This is a genomic window from Pseudomonas helvetica (assembly GCF_039908645.1).
GTDB lineage: Bacteria > Pseudomonadota > Gammaproteobacteria > Pseudomonadales > Pseudomonadaceae > Aquipseudomonas > Aquipseudomonas helvetica.
In genome coordinates this window covers 5,006,222-5,020,769 of record NZ_CP150917.1, presented here as the reverse complement: position 1 = coordinate 5,020,769, position 14,548 = coordinate 5,006,222, and the positions used below count along the sequence as shown (strand labels likewise).

At 58.2% G+C, this 14,548-nt stretch carries 14 protein-coding genes; 11 read left to right on the top strand and 3 right to left on the bottom strand.

Annotated elements, in window-relative coordinates:
• Positions 1 to 87 precede the first annotated feature (87 nt).
• From AABM55_RS23280 to AABM55_RS23240, 9 genes are all read left to right on the top strand, one after another.
• On the top strand, positions 88 to 2,112 hold the full coding sequence (locus AABM55_RS23280; RefSeq protein ID WP_347927885.1) for a type VI secretion system tip protein VgrG: 2,025 nt from the start codon (positions 88 to 90) through the stop codon (positions 2,110 to 2,112).
• Positions 2,109 to 2,942: a DUF4123 domain-containing protein gene (locus AABM55_RS23275; protein ID WP_103315077.1), complete on the top strand. Its 834-nt coding sequence runs from the start codon at positions 2,109 to 2,111 to the stop codon at positions 2,940 to 2,942. Before AABM55_RS23280 ends, AABM55_RS23275 begins: the two co-directional genes overlap by 4 nt.
• On the top strand, positions 2,939 to 6,211 hold the full coding sequence (locus AABM55_RS23270) for a toxin VasX (RefSeq protein ID WP_347927884.1): 3,273 nt from the start codon (positions 2,939 to 2,941) through the stop codon (positions 6,209 to 6,211). Before AABM55_RS23275 ends, AABM55_RS23270 begins: the two co-directional genes overlap by 4 nt.
• Positions 6,208 to 7,155: a hypothetical protein gene (locus tag AABM55_RS23265; RefSeq protein WP_347927883.1), complete on the top strand. Its 948-nt coding sequence runs from the start codon at positions 6,208 to 6,210 to the stop codon at positions 7,153 to 7,155. The genes AABM55_RS23270 and AABM55_RS23265 overlap by 4 nt, the downstream gene beginning before the upstream one ends.
• Complete coding sequence (locus tag AABM55_RS23260; RefSeq protein WP_347927882.1) at positions 7,152 to 7,502, top strand: hypothetical protein; 351 nt, start codon at positions 7,152 to 7,154, stop codon at positions 7,500 to 7,502. Before AABM55_RS23265 ends, AABM55_RS23260 begins: the two co-directional genes overlap by 4 nt.
• Positions 7,499 to 8,449 carry a hypothetical protein gene (locus tag AABM55_RS23255; protein ID WP_347927881.1) on the top strand — a complete coding sequence of 317 codons (951 nt, stop codon included), beginning with the start codon at positions 7,499 to 7,501 and terminating at the stop codon, positions 8,447 to 8,449. Before AABM55_RS23260 ends, AABM55_RS23255 begins: the two co-directional genes overlap by 4 nt.
• Positions 8,446 to 8,796 carry a hypothetical protein gene (locus tag AABM55_RS23250; protein WP_347927880.1) on the top strand — a complete coding sequence of 117 codons (351 nt, stop codon included), beginning with the start codon at positions 8,446 to 8,448 and terminating at the stop codon, positions 8,794 to 8,796. The genes AABM55_RS23255 and AABM55_RS23250 overlap by 4 nt, the downstream gene beginning before the upstream one ends.
• Positions 8,793 to 9,743 carry a hypothetical protein gene (locus tag AABM55_RS23245; protein ID WP_347927879.1) on the top strand — a complete coding sequence of 317 codons (951 nt, stop codon included), beginning with the start codon at positions 8,793 to 8,795 and terminating at the stop codon, positions 9,741 to 9,743. The genes AABM55_RS23250 and AABM55_RS23245 overlap by 4 nt, the downstream gene beginning before the upstream one ends.
• Positions 9,744 to 10,308: 565 nt before the next feature.
• On the top strand, positions 10,309 to 10,602 hold the full coding sequence (locus AABM55_RS23240; RefSeq protein ID WP_054593773.1) for a hypothetical protein: 294 nt from the start codon (positions 10,309 to 10,311) through the stop codon (positions 10,600 to 10,602).
• 58 nt (positions 10,603 to 10,660) lie between these two features.
• Here the strand turns inward: AABM55_RS23240 and AABM55_RS23235 are convergent, their stop codons facing one another.
• The 3 genes from AABM55_RS23235 to AABM55_RS23225 form a co-directional block, all read right to left on the bottom strand.
• Positions 10,661 to 11,257 (bottom strand): superoxide dismutase, encoded by a 597-nt coding sequence (locus tag AABM55_RS23235; RefSeq protein WP_054593772.1) that lies wholly within the window; start codon positions 11,255 to 11,257, stop codon positions 10,661 to 10,663.
• A gap of 174 nt (positions 11,258 to 11,431) precedes the next feature.
• The gene (locus AABM55_RS23230; protein WP_347927878.1) at positions 11,432 to 12,034 is read right to left on the bottom strand and encodes a LysE/ArgO family amino acid transporter; all 603 of its coding nucleotides are present in this window, start codon (positions 12,032 to 12,034) and stop codon (positions 11,432 to 11,434) included.
• 5 nt (positions 12,035 to 12,039) lie between these two features.
• Complete coding sequence (locus AABM55_RS23225) at positions 12,040 to 12,441, bottom strand: ACT domain-containing protein (RefSeq protein ID WP_145018033.1); 402 nt, start codon at positions 12,439 to 12,441, stop codon at positions 12,040 to 12,042.
• A 96-nt stretch (positions 12,442 to 12,537) separates the two neighbouring features.
• On the opposite strand from AABM55_RS23225, the gene AABM55_RS23220 reads away from it, so the two are divergent.
• The gene (locus AABM55_RS23220; RefSeq protein WP_103315070.1) at positions 12,538 to 13,431 is read left to right on the top strand and encodes a LysR family transcriptional regulator ArgP; all 894 of its coding nucleotides are present in this window, start codon (positions 12,538 to 12,540) and stop codon (positions 13,429 to 13,431) included.
• Between the two features lie 71 nt (positions 13,432 to 13,502).
• Positions 13,503 to 14,501: an NAD(P)-dependent oxidoreductase gene (locus AABM55_RS23215; protein ID WP_347927877.1), complete on the top strand. Its 999-nt coding sequence runs from the start codon at positions 13,503 to 13,505 to the stop codon at positions 14,499 to 14,501.
• Positions 14,502 to 14,548: the final 47 nt, after the last annotated feature.

Below are 14,548 nucleotides of genomic sequence, written 5' to 3'. Positions count from 1 at the left end.
GTTAACGTGCCCGCCAATTTTCGCGTGCACAAACCATGGACGGTTTGGACATCGCGCTTCATTTCCTCTTTGCTTAGGGATAAGCGTATGTTCGATTCGGCCAATACGGTGCACTTCGCGCTGCAGATTCCCGCTGTTCGCAACGATTTCAAGGTGCTGGCCTTCGACGGCACTGAGGCCATCAGCGCCTTGTACGCGATCCAGGTTGAACTGGTCAGCGAAAACCCTGATTTCGATCTGGAGAGCCTGCTCGCCCAACCCGCATTCCTTCAATTCGGTCATAACGGCGAAGGCCTTCATGGCCATATCGAAGAGGTGTTCGTCGGTGAAACCGGTAGGCGCCTGACCCGTTATCGCCTGACCCTCGTACCGACGCTGCATTACTTGCAGTTCAGTCACGATCAGCGGATTTTCCAGAACCTGACGGTGCCGCAGATCATTGCGAAGGTGTTCAAAGGCCACGGCGTTCAGGCCGATGCCTTCATCTTTCATGTCAGCACCAGTCCCGTCCGCAAATACTGCACCCAATATGGGGAAAGTGATTTTGAGTTCATTCAGCGCCTGTGTGCCGAAGATGGTATCGCGTGGCATCACCAGCATTCGCCTGACGGCCATGTGCTGGTATTCACGGACGATCAGGTCTTTTTCCCAAAGCTGGGCGAAACCCCTTATCAACAAGACGCCGGCATGGTGGCGGAGCATCCGGTCGTTAACCAGTTCTCTCTGCGTTTCAGTACTCGCACCAGCACAGTCACACGCCGTGACTATGACCTGATACGCCCGAGCTTGCTGCTGGAAAGCCGCTTCACGGCCGAGTTCAGCCCAGAGCTTGAGGACTATCGCTACCCGGTGCGGATGGACACTGAAGAACGCGGCAAACAGCTCGCCCGCCAGGCGCTGGAACGGCACCGTACCGATTATCAACTGGCCGAGGGCAACAGCGATCAGCCGACCTTGCGCAGCGGTCACTTCTTCGACCTGACCGAGCATCCGCGCAAAACGTGCAACGATTTATGGCTGCTGGTCAGCGTTCAGCACGTTGGGCGACAACCTCAATCACTGGAGGAAGCGATCACCAGCGACGCCACACCCGAAAGCGGTTTTACCCAAGGCTACCGCAACCGCTTCAGCGTAATTGCGTCGTACGTGCTCTACCGTCCACCGCTGCCTCCCCGCAAACCCGTGCTGGTCTGCCAGACCGCTCGTGTCACAGGACCGCCCGGAGAGGAGATTTTTTGCGATGAGTACGGTCGCGTCAAAGTTGAGTTTCCTTGGTGCAGGGCCGAACTCAACAGCGAAAAGAGCAGTTGCTGGTTACGGGTTGCATCCAGTTGGGCCGGCGAGGGTTTTGGGGCAGTGACCATCCCGCGCGTCGGCATGGAAGTGGTCGTGACCTTTCAGGAAGGCGATCCGGATCAACCGTTGATCACCGGTTGCGTGGTCAACAAGGTCACGTCCGTCGCTCATCAATTGCCCAAGAACAAGACCAGAACGGTTCTGCGCAGCCAAAGCTCGCCGCGCAGTAGTGGCGGCTACAGCGAATTGTCGATTGAAGACCGTGCGGGGCAGGAAAAAATCTACCTGCGTGCCCAACGCGACATCGAGCAACTGATCCTCAACGACAGCCACTGTCTGATCAGCAACAACCGCTTCGAACAGGTGCACAAAAACAGCACCAGTCTGATCAAGGGCGACGAACTGCACACCACCCAAGGCGTGCGTAACACGGTGATCGGTGGTGATGAACTCATCACTATCAGCAGCAACAGCAGCACGACGGCAGAAGGCACGCTGGTGATTAAGGCGGGTCAACAGGCTCGCGTTACCGCCACCAACGTGGTGATCGATGCCGGCATGAGCCTGACGCTCAAGGCGGGGGGTCACCACATCGTGATCAATGCCAGCGGGATTTTCAGCAGCGTGGCCATTGTTGAAGGTGGCGCGCCGATGGCCGGGATAGCTCCGGAGCCTGCTCGTTCATTGCTCCCCGTGGCGCCACAGGCTTTGATTACGCCATCACTGGCCGTGCAAAAACAGGCATTGACTGAGGCGGCGCAGCAGGCCGCACCGATCTGTGCCGTGTGTCAAAAACTGGCGGAGACATCGGCATGAGTCAGGCTTACCTGCTGCTGGATCGCGCCCAGATTGAACGCCTGCCTGAGCGTTTGTTCGAACTCGAGAGCACAACGTTCCAATCGCTTTACCAGACCACCGCTTTTGACCCATTGGAGGAAGTCGGGCCGGTTTTGGTGCCTGTTTCCCCCAATAGTCCGCTGGCTGACATCTTTTTTCGGGAGTGGAGCGCAATGTGTGGCATCTGGCTGGAGTCAGAGGCGCAAGAAGCGGTCGTGCTTGAGCATTTACGCAGTCTGATTCACGCTCGTGTCGAAGGGGATGTCACGGTTTTATTTCGTTATTACGACCCTCGCATCACAGCCTTGTGGCTGACGGGTTTGCCTCCCCATGAGCGTGATCGGCTGATGGGACCGGTGCGCTTGATCCGGCTTCCGGAATTGGATATCCATCAGGAAAATCCGGATCAGCCCGCTGCACAGTATGCGCAAGAGCCTTGGTTATACCTGCCTGCGGAGCAACTGGAGCACTTGGGCACCGCCCAACGGCAGCAGCTCGCTCAACGGTTGATCGAACATAGCCAACAGTACTTTGCCGAATACCTGCAAGGGCTGGACGCCTTTGCCCTGCAACAGTGGGCGTCGCAGTGCCAGCACACTGCCGGACGTCACGGTTACAGCGCCATCGATGAAGTCCTGCTTTGGGCTCGCTTCCACGCAGTGCTGGGCACTGACTTTCCCGATGCGCCGGCTCACGCGGCTTACCGACAGATATTGGTCGAGCCCGGCGTATCGCCCAGGCAACGGCTGGAAAACCTGAATGCCGAACTGACGCGTCAACAGCTCACCGACAAGGAAGGCTGCGTATGAGCGCCCAAAAACTGGCGATGGTCGACCGCGCCGCTCAGGCCGAACGGGCCGCCAAGGCTCAGCCTCACGTCGATATCAACACTACGATGGCACCTTGTCCGGCCAGCCAGTCCGAGCTGTTCGTGGTGCCCGTGCGCTATGCCTTGGCTGAGGAAAAGGCCGAGCACCCTTGCTGCGCTCCCGGTGTGAACACGCAAAGTCATCCCATGGCGGCGCGTCGTCTGCGGGCCGGGTTTGTTTATCTGTGGCAGGACACAGGCCCCCTCAAGCGTTTTGCCGTCTCGCCGAATGGTTTGCTCAAGGAACAGACGCTGGAGGCCGATGCCACTCAGGTGCTCGACGCCACTCTCACGGGCCTGGCCCTGAAAAAAGTCCACGATGCCTGGATGCTCTACAGCGAGTTCCCACTGGGCCCGGAACATTGCCAATCGCTGAGCGACAGCAGCGCCCAACGCAGCGCGCACATGCGCCAGTTGGCCTTGCGCACCGTGGCCAACGAACTGCAAGCCGAGCATTGTCCGCCACTGGAAAAAGCCGTTCAGGTCATGGCCGAACTCATTCCGAGTACCTATGCGCGGTCGATGAAGGCTGACCAGCAACAGGGCGCTGAGGACACCGACGCGCTGGGCGCAACCCTGATGAAAGACCCGACCCAGGCCAACATCAAGGCCTACACCGACGCCATGCATCGGGCACGTGAGCGCGAGAAAGTCATCGCCCGGCATCCTGAGGCCAGTGATCAGGTGCCGGGCGAGTGGAGCGCCGAACGCTGGGACGCTCAGGGCACCCAGGATTGGCTGGATACCGCCAAGGCGAAGGCCGGGGCGTTGTTTCCCGTGTTCGCCTGCCTGGACGACGACCTGGGCGTGCTGCGTGACATCAATCACGAGCAGGAGTGGCTAGAGGCGGATCACGAGCAATGGCTCGCAGATAACCACCTGCGCCTGAGCATCGGCGGCTTTGTGCGCAGCCTGATCAGTGAAGACGGCGCCGAATTGGCCGGGTCCATCAGCTACCGCTACAAGGGGCGCGACATCAAACTCACGCCCGAGCAGGGCCAGGTCATGCTCGATACTCAGCGTCAGCTCGATGAAGCACTCCGGGCTGAAACCCAGGCCCGGCAGCACGGCGGCCAGCCCAGCCAGGCCGAAGTCGCCGCCCGTGATGCGCGCATCACTCACATCGTGGCCCCGGTGCGGGCGTTTATTCCGGCGGACTTGTACTCCGAAGTGGAATACCTGGTGCGCGAATACCGCGCTGAAAAACAGGCCAATATCGATAACCAGATCTTCAGTGCCAAGGTCGGTGAGTACATCGATCTGCACGCCATGAACCGCTGGTTCGCCGAAACTGCCGCGACGCACTATCAGCACATCGAACAGTGTCACACCACGTTGTTTGCCGACCGAGGCGTGTACCTGACACGCTCCCGCAGCGGCACCTGGTTTGTCGATTACCACGACCTGGAGACGCGCCACTGGCTGACCGAACTGGCCAACGGTTGCCTGACGGCCCAATGCATCCGTGCCCAGGGTGCCGAACAATTCGCCGATTACGTGCGGGCCGCCGATGGCGGCGCCCTGAAACAACTGTTCAACGCCTGGACGCCCTCGATCGAGGCGGCGGTTAACGACATCTCTCGTCTGGGCGAGCTGATGGCGGCACTGGCCTCCGACAACATCAGCGCCACCCATCAGGCACTGGCGCCTTTGAGCGCAGCGGTTCTGAACGACATCGCGGCCATGGCCCGAGACGCCGGCAGCCAATGGAGCGTGCTGGTCAACCGGCTGGCGGCGGCACTGTTGTTGCTCAAGGGTGACGGCACCTTCAGCGGCTCATGGATGGGCATCCTCATCGCCGCCCGACTGGGCAGCGACACGCGTTTGCAGTTCGTGACCGAGGGGGGCCGACAGGTGTGGAAATTGTTGGGGCAACAGGCCGAAGGGCTTCGTCAATGGGTGAATGCCACAGCGAAGGCCATAGGCATGGGGCGTGTGGAACGGATTGTCAGATCGCCTTTTGTGACCGACAGCGGTGGAGTGGTGCCGTTGGCGGCGTTGTTGTTGAACGTGCTGAATGCGCATAACTATTTGAGTCAGGCCGGGGTGCTGGAGGGGATGGACAGTCGGCGGGTGAATGACACGGTGTCGGCGACGTTGTATGCGGCGGCGGCTTTGGTGGGGGTGGTTGATAACCAGGTGCGGAAGGGGTTTGGGAAGGATCGGTTCTTTATTCGATCATCTGCGGCTCCGACGCTTACGTTGTTTGGTGGGGTGATTGGTCTTCTATCTGCTGGTGCAGCATTCGCAGAGTTCGATTCGCTGAAAATACAATTGGAAAACGCCAAAAATCGAGTCGATCCATGGTTGGAGATGCGCCAAATCGTGGTCGGTGGACAAGTAGCGGCCTTCGGCGCCCAAGCGATGTTAGGGTTTGGCTACACCGCTCGTGCTTTGGCAGGCTCAACAACAGTCGAAGTCGCCATCTTGCGTTACACGCAGTACATGGGACCATTGAACTGGATCATTCTGGTGCTGGGTGCGTTGCACCTGATTACCACGCTCTTGCAGCAGACTCCGCTGCAGAACTTCCTGAGTTACTGCTGCTGGTCAAAAGCCCGGGCGATGGACCTGGCACCTATCCCGCCGAAAACCCAAGTGGAGGAACTCGATCGGCTGTACCGCATCCTGTATTCGCCTCGGGTCAGTATGCAAAGCAACTCACAGTCGGCCCCGAGCAATGGCCCTTCCGGCCTCGCTTTCGTCAGCTCCATCAATGCCCTGACCATCGATTTACCGGGGGCGGAGCCGGGCAGTGTCTATCTGGAGATGAGCATGGTTGGTGACCCGGTGGATACTCAGGGCTACCGTAATCTGATCAAAAACAGCCCGACTAATAATTTCAAGCTGCCCCGTCCTTGGCGAGATATGACGCCTCATTGGTTGTCCAGCAGCACCTGTCAGTGGATACCGAACAAGGAAGGTCAGGGCCTACGCTTGAGTGGCCCCTTTAAAGAGCTGCGCAACGTATTGGGCACGACACCCCGCACAGTTTCACTAAGGTTGCGGTATCGCACACCATTGATCGCCATGCTCGGCGCCCGCACTTTTATCGGCGGCGAACTAGGACTCGCTTTTACCCTGAATGACACCACTGGCGTGATAGAGCTGCGGGCCGACCCTACGCCGCAATTGGATCGTGTACCGAAATACCCGCTCGGCGAGGACCACCCCGGCGCGATTTACCTGCAACCCAAGGACAAACAATGAGCACGCCACCGGCAGGCACCACGAAAAAACGGATGTTTTCGCGCAATGACTACTTGGCGCCGTTGCCGATTCCTACGGGTAGAAAACCCTGTGATGCACTCAACATCATTTGGCGCAAGAACGACGTGTTTTTGGATATTGGGAACTACAGCATAGGTTCGGCGGTAATGGTGATGTGGCCGGGAGTAATGGTGGTCCTAGCCATGTCTTTCTTCACTCGTAATCTCAACTCTGATTTTAGCCAAGGTGTGTTAATTCTTGGTGCAGTGATTATGAGCATCCCAATACTGTTTTTAATCCAAGGGCTACTCCGCGATGTGCCCCTACCCGTGCGCTTCAATCGACAACGCCGAGAAGTCTGCGTACCGCGCGACAATGGCGAGTATTGGATCGTGCCGTGGGAAAGCGTGACGGCCGCCGCCACCCAGCAGTCGTCGGTCAGTCAGTCCGGTAAAGCCACGATGGGTTTATTGATCATCGGTTTCGAAAACCCAGACCCGCATGCCAAGGAAGATAACAAGCACTTTTCACTGGGTTTCAACTGTGGCGGCGGCACCACGGCGATGGCGTTGTGGGAGTGTATGCGCAGTTACATGGAGATTGGTCCGCAGGCTGTTGAGGATCAAACCGCACGTTTCGACAGATCAAAAGGAATATGGGCTACTTACCTGGACGATCTGATCAAAGCCGCGAAATTGAGAGGCTGGTTCGTAACCGCCCTGTGGGAAGGGTTTTGCGGGCTTTTCATTTTCAACACACTACTGATAGATGTCCTTGAACGCTGGAAACTGAATCCGCCCCCCGACCTGCCCTATCCCGACATCATCGAATGGTCAAAACCATTACCCCCGGAACAGTGGGTAAAACGCTCCCCGGAACTGGAAGCCGCCATCGCCAAACGCGAGGCTGATCTGGCAGCGCAGGCGGAGCGGGCGTTGGCTTGACGGCGAATATTCAAGGTTACTTGCCCAGCAGCACCTGTCAGTGGATACCGTACAAGGAAGGTCAGGGCTTACGTTTGAGTGGCCCCTTTAAAGAGCTGCGCAACGTATTGGGCACGACACCCAGCACAGTTTCACTACGGTTGCGGTATCGCACACCATTGATCGCGATGCTCGGCGCTCGCACTTTTATCGGCGGCGAACTAGGACTCGCTTTTACCCTGAATGACACCACTGGCGTGATAGAGCTGCGGGCCGACCCGACGCCGCAACTCGATCGTGTGCCGAGTTACCCGCTCGGCGAGGACCACCCCGGCGCGATTTACCTGCAACCCAAGGACAAACAATGAGCACGCCACCGGCAGGCACCACGAAAAAACGGATGTTTTCGCACAATGACTACCTGGCGCCGTTGCCCATTCCTACAGGTAGAAAACCCTCAGATGTGCTCAACACCATCTGGCGCAAGAACGAGGTATATCTCGACATAGGCAGCTACAGCATCGGTTCGGCGGTGATGGTGATGTGGCCGATAGTGATGTTGTTTTTGGGATTGGCGTACTTTCTCAAGGATCCTGACGCATTGATTCTGGGAGCTTGCATTATGGTCATCCCCATTTTTTTGTTGATCCAAGGGCTATTTCGCGAGGTGCCGCTTCCTATTCGCTTCAATCGTCAGCGCCGAGAGGTCTGCGTCCCCCGCGACGACGGCGAGTACTGGATCGTGCCTTGGGAAAGCGTGACAGCCGCCGCCACTCAGCAGTCGTCGGTCAGTCAGGCCGGTAAAGCCACGATGGGTTTATTGATCATCGGTTTTGAAAACCCGGACCCGCTGTCCAAGGAAGACAACAAACATTTTTCACTGGGCTTCAACTGTGGCGGCGGCACCACGGCGATAGCGTTGTGGGAGTGCATGCGCAGTTATATGGAGATTGGGCCGCACGTTCTGCCAATCACAAATGACTTTGAGGGCGGACGAGAAAAGTTGCGGGGTAGAAACGTCTTTTGGGGCATTTGTTGCGCATATTTAGATGGCATCAGACAGCACGTGGTCGCGCAGGAAGTTGGCAAGGCGTTATGGCTGGTAATTGGGGCCGTGTTCCTGGGTGCTCCGCTGGCAATGATGTTGCAAGAGTGGAAATTATCGCCACCACCTGATTTGCCCTATCCCGACATCATCGAGTGGTCAAAACCATTACCCCCGGAACAGTGGGTCAAACGCTCCCCGGAGCTCGAAGCAGCCATCGCCAAACGCGAGGCTGAACTGGCCGCGCAGGCGGAGCGGGCGTTGGCTTGACGGCGAATATTCAAGGCTGCTTGCCCAGCAGCACCTGTCAGTGGATACCGTACAAGGAAGGTCAGGGCTTACGTTTGAGTGGCCCCTTTAAAGAGCTGCGCAACGTATTGGGCACGACACCCAGCACAGTTTCACTACGGTTGCGGTATCGCACACCATTGATCGCGATGCTCGGCGCTCGCACTTTTATCGGCGGCGAACTAGGACTCGCTTTTACCCTGAATGACACCACTGGCGTGATAGAGCTGCGGGCCGACCCGACGCCGCAACTCGATCGTGTGCCGAGTTACCCGCTCGGCGAGGACCACCCCGGCGCGATTTACCTGCAACCCAAGGACAAACAATGAGCACGCCACCGGCAGGCACCACGAAAAAACGGATGTTTTCGCACAATGACTACCTGGCGCCGTTGCCCATTCCTACAGGTAGAAAACCCTCAGATGTGCTCAACACCATCTGGCGCAAGAACGAGGTATATCTCGACATAGGTAGCTACAGCATCGGTTCGGCGGTGATGGTGATGTGGCCGACATTGGTGGTGTTTGTACTGATGGGTTACATCACTCCGGAGCCTGGAATGATCTGGATTGGGGCGCTAATCATCATTGGTATCCCTTCATTAATTTTGATCCAAGGTCTATTCCGTGAAGTGCCTCTGCCCGTGCGTTTTAATCGACAACGCCGAGAAGTCTGCGTACCGCGCGACAATGGCGAGTATTGGATCGTCCCGTGGGAAAGCGTGACGGCCGCCGCCACCCAGCAGTCGTCGGTCAGTCAGGCGGGGAGAGCGACGATGGGCTTACTGATCATTGGTTTCGAAAATCCAGACCCGCAGGCCAAGGAAGACAACACGCCTTTTTCACTGGGCTTCAACTGTGGCGGCGGCACCACGGCCATGGCGTTGTGGGAGTGCATGCGCAGTTATATGGAGATTGGGCCGCACGTTCTGCCAATCACAAATGACTTTGAGGGCGGACGAGAAAAGCTGCGGGGTAGAAACGTCTTTTGGGGCATTTGTTGCGCATATTTAGATGGCATCAGACAGCACTTGGTCGCGCAAGAAGTTGGCAAGGCGTTATGGCTGGTAATTGGGGCTGTGCTCCTGGGTGCTCCGCTCGCAATGATGTTGCAAGAGTGGAAATTATCGCCACCACCTGATTTGCCCTATCCCGACATCATCGAGTGGTCAAAACCATTACCCCCGGAACAGTGGGCCAAACGCTCCCCGGAACTGGACGCCGCCATCGCCAAACGCGAGACTGAACTGGCCACGCGGGCCAGGGATGCGGCGTGAGCACGCCACCGGCAGGTATCTGCAAGGGACGCGCAAGGACAGGTTTGTTTTCAAAAATAGGCGCTGCGAAAGCTGCGATTTTTTGATTTTTGCATGTCCCTAATACTTGTAGGACTGCTCCCGGTGTGGCGAGAGAGCTTGTTCTCATCGGGGGGGGAAGCAGCCAAAAAACCTGCGCGTTCATTCCTCCAGTCACATCGAGTAGCCGGTTTACGCCGGCTTCGCCGCCGAACGGGAGCAAGCTCCCTCGCCACAATGACCGCGCAACCGTCCTACACCGCAGTTGCAGTCACTAAAGTCGACGCCTAAAGTTCTCCCGTGGCCAATGTCAATCGGCTACGGGGTTTCGCAGCCCTTACGATACGTGTAGTAACCTAGCACCCTAAAAAGTAACGACGGTCGTCTCAACGCCCGAAGTCCGTTTTATGGTGGCTGTGTGTGGGAGATCTTCGGGTCTGCCGGGTTCCTCGTATCCCTGGTCTGCGAACCCGCACATAGCTACCACCCCATTCGTTTCGCAGCGAACGGCGGTAGCTCTTCTTTTAGATTCGAGGAAGATTTACTTATGACGATGAACAACCCGTCACGCCGCTTCACCCCCATGGCCCAATTCGCCACCGATTACCCCGTCCTGCTCATCGACAGTGATGCGCCGCTACGCGATCTCCACAACTGCGTCAGCGAACGCCTTAATGCCGTCCTCAAGTACCTCAACCTCATGGCTTGCACCAGCCTGCCGGACTACGCCGAGAACGACATCAACACCGTCACCAACATCGCCCGGATCATGATCCAGGATGTTGCCGATGTGTTTGGGGTGATTGAGCAGCGTGGTTTTGAGGCCTCCCAGCACCAATAGCCGATGTTCAACCATAAAAAAACCCGGCAATGCCGGGTTTTTTTGACTGCAAGCAGACTTAAGCGGTGAAGGTTTTGCCTTCGAACTGCTCAGCCACGAACTTCCAGTTGACCAGGTTCCAGAACGCTTCAACGTACTTCGGACGCAGGTTGCGGTAGTCGATGTAGTAAGCGTGTTCCCAGACGTCGCAGGTCAGCAGCGGGGTGTCACCGCTGGTCAGCGGGTTGCCGGCGCCGATGGTGCTGGCCAGGGCCAGGGAACCGTCAGCTTTTTTCACCAGCCAGCCCCAACCGGAACCGAAGGTGCCGATCGAAGTCTTGGTGAATTCTTCTTTGAACTTGTCGAACGAACCGAAAGCCGCGTTGATTGCGTCAGCCAGTGCGCCGGTTGGTTGACCGCCAGCGTTTGGCGCCATGCAGTTCCAGTAGAAAGTGTGGTTCCAGACCTGAGCGGCGTTGTTGAAGATGCCACCCGAAGAAGTCTTGACGATTTGTTCCAGGGTCTTGCCTTCGAACTCGGTGCCTGGCACCAGGTTGTTCAGGTTCACGACGTAGGTGTTGTGGTGCTTGTCGTGGTGATATTCCAGCGTTTCCTTGGAAATGTGCGGCTGCAGTGCATCGTGTGCGTAAGGCAGTGGCGGCAATTCGAAAGCCATGGTGATTCTCCTAATCAGGTCAGTTGCGGTGAGCGCAAGGCCGATCACGGGCGGCCAGACAAGCGCCGGGAGTTTGTACTCTTTGCGGCGCAGGTGTCGGATCATAGCACCGGGGGTGCGGCTTAACCACGCAGCAACTGTGTGGAATAGAGGTTCCAGAGCCGTTTGTAATATTCAGGCGGCGCTGATCAGTTGAAAGGCCACGGCAAACATCATCACCGCCACCAGCAGGTCGAGAGTCCGCCAGGTGCTCGGGCGTGCCAGCCACGGCGCCAGCCACGCGGCACCCAGCGCCAGGGTGAAAAACCACAGCAGTGATGCACTGGCCGCGCCCACCACATAAGCGCTCGGCACTGTTTGTTGGGCCCCGAGAGAGCCGATCAGCAACACCGTGTCCAGATACACATGAGGGTTGAGCAGGGTCACCGCCAATGCACTGAGCAATACCGCGCGCAATGAACGCACGGTCTGGTTTTCACCCTGTTGCAGGCTTTGCCTGGAACAGGCGCGACGCAGGGCCAGGCTGCCGTACCACAGCAGGAAGGCCGCGCCGCCCCAACGGGCGATTGCCAGCAACAGTGGATTTTGCGCGAGGATCGTCGCCAGCCCGAACACCCCGGCGGCCACCAGCAACGCATCGCAGGTCACGCAGAGCGCCGCCACCGGCAGGTGATGTTCGCGGCGCAGGCTTTGCGCCAGCACGAACGCATTTTGCGTACCGATCGCCATGATCAGTCCCGCAGCGACCAACAGGCCGTTCACATAGCTTTGCCACATAAGGTTTACTCCGCGTTGGCCGCGAGTTGCCGCAGTACCGACATCGCGCGTTTGGCGTCGGCCTGGCCGACAAACAAATGGTCGTGGTAATAGCCGGCAATCACGTTGCAGCTGATCCCGGCCTGGCCGAGGGCGGTGGCGAAGGCGGCGGTCAGGCCAACGGCTTCGAGGGCCGAATGCACGTTGAGGGTGATCCACGCCGCCAGATAGTCGAAACTCAACCCGGCCTTTTCGGCTTGCGAGCGCTCAAGGATCACCGTCAGGCCTTCCTGTTCGCGGAAACTGCCGATGATTTCGCAGTCCTTCGGCAGATGACCGTCGCGAATCGTGCAGAACACGTATTCGCCGTCGTTGAGCTGCGGGCTCATGCTGCGCAGCAGGGTGTTCAATGAGGTTTCGCCAGCCATGTCGCCGATCCTTGTTGAGGAGTTCTTGCTGGTCATTCTCCTGTTCCAGGCTGTATAAGAAAAACAAATATTGCTGATCGCTCATTAGGAAAACTGATGTTCGACTATAAATTGCTGTCCGCCCTTGCTGCGGTGGTTGAGCAGGCCGGGTTCGAGCGTGCTGCCCAGGTGTTGGGGTTGTCGCAATCGGCGATCTCCCAGCGCATCAAGTTGCTCGAAGCGCGGATCGGCCAGCCGGTGCTGGTGCGGGCTACACCGCCGGCGCCGACCGAGATTGGCCGGCGTTTGCTCAACCATGTGCAGCAGGTGCGTTTGCTGGAGCGCGATCTGCAAAGCCTGGTGCCGGCGCTGGACGAAGAAGGCTTGCCGGAACGCCTGCGCATCGCCCTCAACGCCGATAGCCTGGCCACGTGGTGGGCCGAGGCGGTGAGTGACTTTTGCGCCGAGCAACATCTATTGCTCGACCTGGTAGTGGAAGATCAGACGGTTGGCCTCAAACGCATGCGCGCCGGCGAAGTGGCGGCGTGCGTGTGTGCCAGCGAGCGTCCGGTGGCGGGCGCCCGCAGTGTATTGCTGGGCGCCATGCGTTACCGCGCGCTGGCCAGCCCGGCGTTTATTGCCCGGCATTTTCCCCACGGGGTCAGGGCCGATCAGTTGGCGCGCACGCCGGCGCTGGTGTTTGGCCCGGATGACTTTTTGCAGCACCGTTATCTGGCGTCATTGGGCGTGGAGGGTGGTTTCGAACATCATTTGTGCCCGTCATCCGAAGGTTTTATCCGTCTGACTGAAGCCGGTCTGGGCTGGGGGCTGGTGCCGGAGTTGCAGGTGCGTGAACAGCTTGAGCGCGGTGTGCTGGTGGAGTTGTTGCCAGATAAACCGATTGATGTGCCGTTGTACTGGCATCATTGGCGCAATGGTGGCCAGTTGCTGGGGTTACTCACCGAGCATCTGGTACGTTTATCCAGGCAGTGGCTGGTGCCGTTGGACTGACGGGCAGCGTCAAGAGCACACGAAATCTGTAATGCGACACGCATGAAAAACGAAACACATCGGAGCAAGTCATGAAAATTCTGGTCACCGGCGCAAGCGGCTTCATTGGCGGGCGCTTTGCGCGTTTCGCCCTGGAGCAGGGCCTGGACGTGCGGGTCAACGGCCGCCGGGCCGAAGGCGTCGAACATCTGGTACGGCGGGGCGCGGAGTTCGTTCAGGGCGATTTGAGTGACCCGGAACTGGTTCGCGAGCTGTGCGCAGACGTCGAAGCCGTGGTGCATTGCGCGGGTGCGGTGGGGCTTTGGGGGCGCTATCAGGACTTCCATCAGGGCAACGTGCTGGTCACCGAAAACGTGGTCGAAGCCTGCCTGAAACAGAACGTCCGGCGGCTGGTGCACTTGTCGTCGCCGTCGATCTACTTCGATGGCCGTGACCACTTGGGGCTGACCGAAGAACAGGTACCCAAGCGCTTCAAGCATCCTTATGCAGCGACCAAATACCTGGCTGAGCAAAAAGTCTTCGGTGCTCAGGAGTTTGGTCTTGAAGTACTGGCCCTGCGCCCGCGCTTTGTCACTGGAGCCGGTGACATGAGCATTTTCCCGCGTCTGTTGAACATGCAGCGCAAAGGGCGTTTGGCAATCATCGGCAACGGCCTGAACAAGGTCGATTTCACCAGCATGCAGAACCTCAACGAAGCCATGCTCAGCTGTTTGCTGGCGACGGGATCGGCGCTTGGCAAGGCCTACAACATCAGCAACGGCGTGCCGGTGCCGCTGTGGGATGTGGTCAATTATGTAATGCGCCAGATGGACGTCCCGCAGGTGACTCGTCATCGCTCCTACGGTTTGGCCTACAGCATTGCGGCGCTGAACGAGGGCTTTTGCGCACTCTGGCCGGGGCGTCCGGAACCGACCCTGTCACGTTTGGGCATGCAAGTGATGAACAAAAACTTCACCCTCGATATCAGCCGCGCCAGGCATTATCTGGACTACGATCCCAAGGTCAGTCTGTGGACGGCGCTCGATGAGTTTTGCGGCTGGTGGAAGGCCCAGGACCCGGGCGCAAAATAAACTCTGAACCGAGCCAACTGATCACGGTCGATCAATGCGGCGAGTTC

What these genes read in the sequence shown, in the direction of transcription:
- AABM55_RS23280 (WP_347927885.1), top strand. Translation starts at nt 88, where the DNA reads ATGTTCGATTCGGCCAATACGGTGCACTTCGCGCTGCAGATTCCCGCT.
- AABM55_RS23220 (WP_103315070.1), top strand. Translation starts at nt 12,538, where the DNA reads ATGTTCGACTATAAATTGCTGTCCGCCCTTGCTGCGGTGGTTGAGCAG.
- AABM55_RS23215 (WP_347927877.1), top strand. Translation starts at nt 13,503, where the DNA reads ATGAAAATTCTGGTCACCGGCGCAAGCGGCTTCATTGGCGGGCGCTTT.
- AABM55_RS23245 (WP_347927879.1), top strand. Translation starts at nt 8,793, where the DNA reads ATGAGCACGCCACCGGCAGGCACCACGAAAAAACGGATGTTTTCGCAC.
- AABM55_RS23275 (WP_103315077.1), top strand. Translation starts at nt 2,109, where the DNA reads ATGAGTCAGGCTTACCTGCTGCTGGATCGCGCCCAGATTGAACGCCTG.
- AABM55_RS23240 (WP_054593773.1), top strand. Translation starts at nt 10,309, where the DNA reads ATGACGATGAACAACCCGTCACGCCGCTTCACCCCCATGGCCCAATTC.
- AABM55_RS23255 (WP_347927881.1), top strand. Translation starts at nt 7,499, where the DNA reads ATGAGCACGCCACCGGCAGGCACCACGAAAAAACGGATGTTTTCGCAC.
- AABM55_RS23265 (WP_347927883.1), top strand. Translation starts at nt 6,208, where the DNA reads ATGAGCACGCCACCGGCAGGCACCACGAAAAAACGGATGTTTTCGCGC.
- AABM55_RS23270 (WP_347927884.1), top strand. Translation starts at nt 2,939, where the DNA reads ATGAGCGCCCAAAAACTGGCGATGGTCGACCGCGCCGCTCAGGCCGAA.
- AABM55_RS23230 (WP_347927878.1), bottom strand. Translation starts at nt 12,034, where the DNA reads ATGTGGCAAAGCTATGTGAACGGCCTGTTGGTCGCTGCGGGACTGATC.
- AABM55_RS23235 (WP_054593772.1), bottom strand. Translation starts at nt 11,257, where the DNA reads ATGGCTTTCGAATTGCCGCCACTGCCTTACGCACACGATGCACTGCAG.
- AABM55_RS23225 (WP_145018033.1), bottom strand. Translation starts at nt 12,441, where the DNA reads ATGGCTGGCGAAACCTCATTGAACACCCTGCTGCGCAGCATGAGCCCG.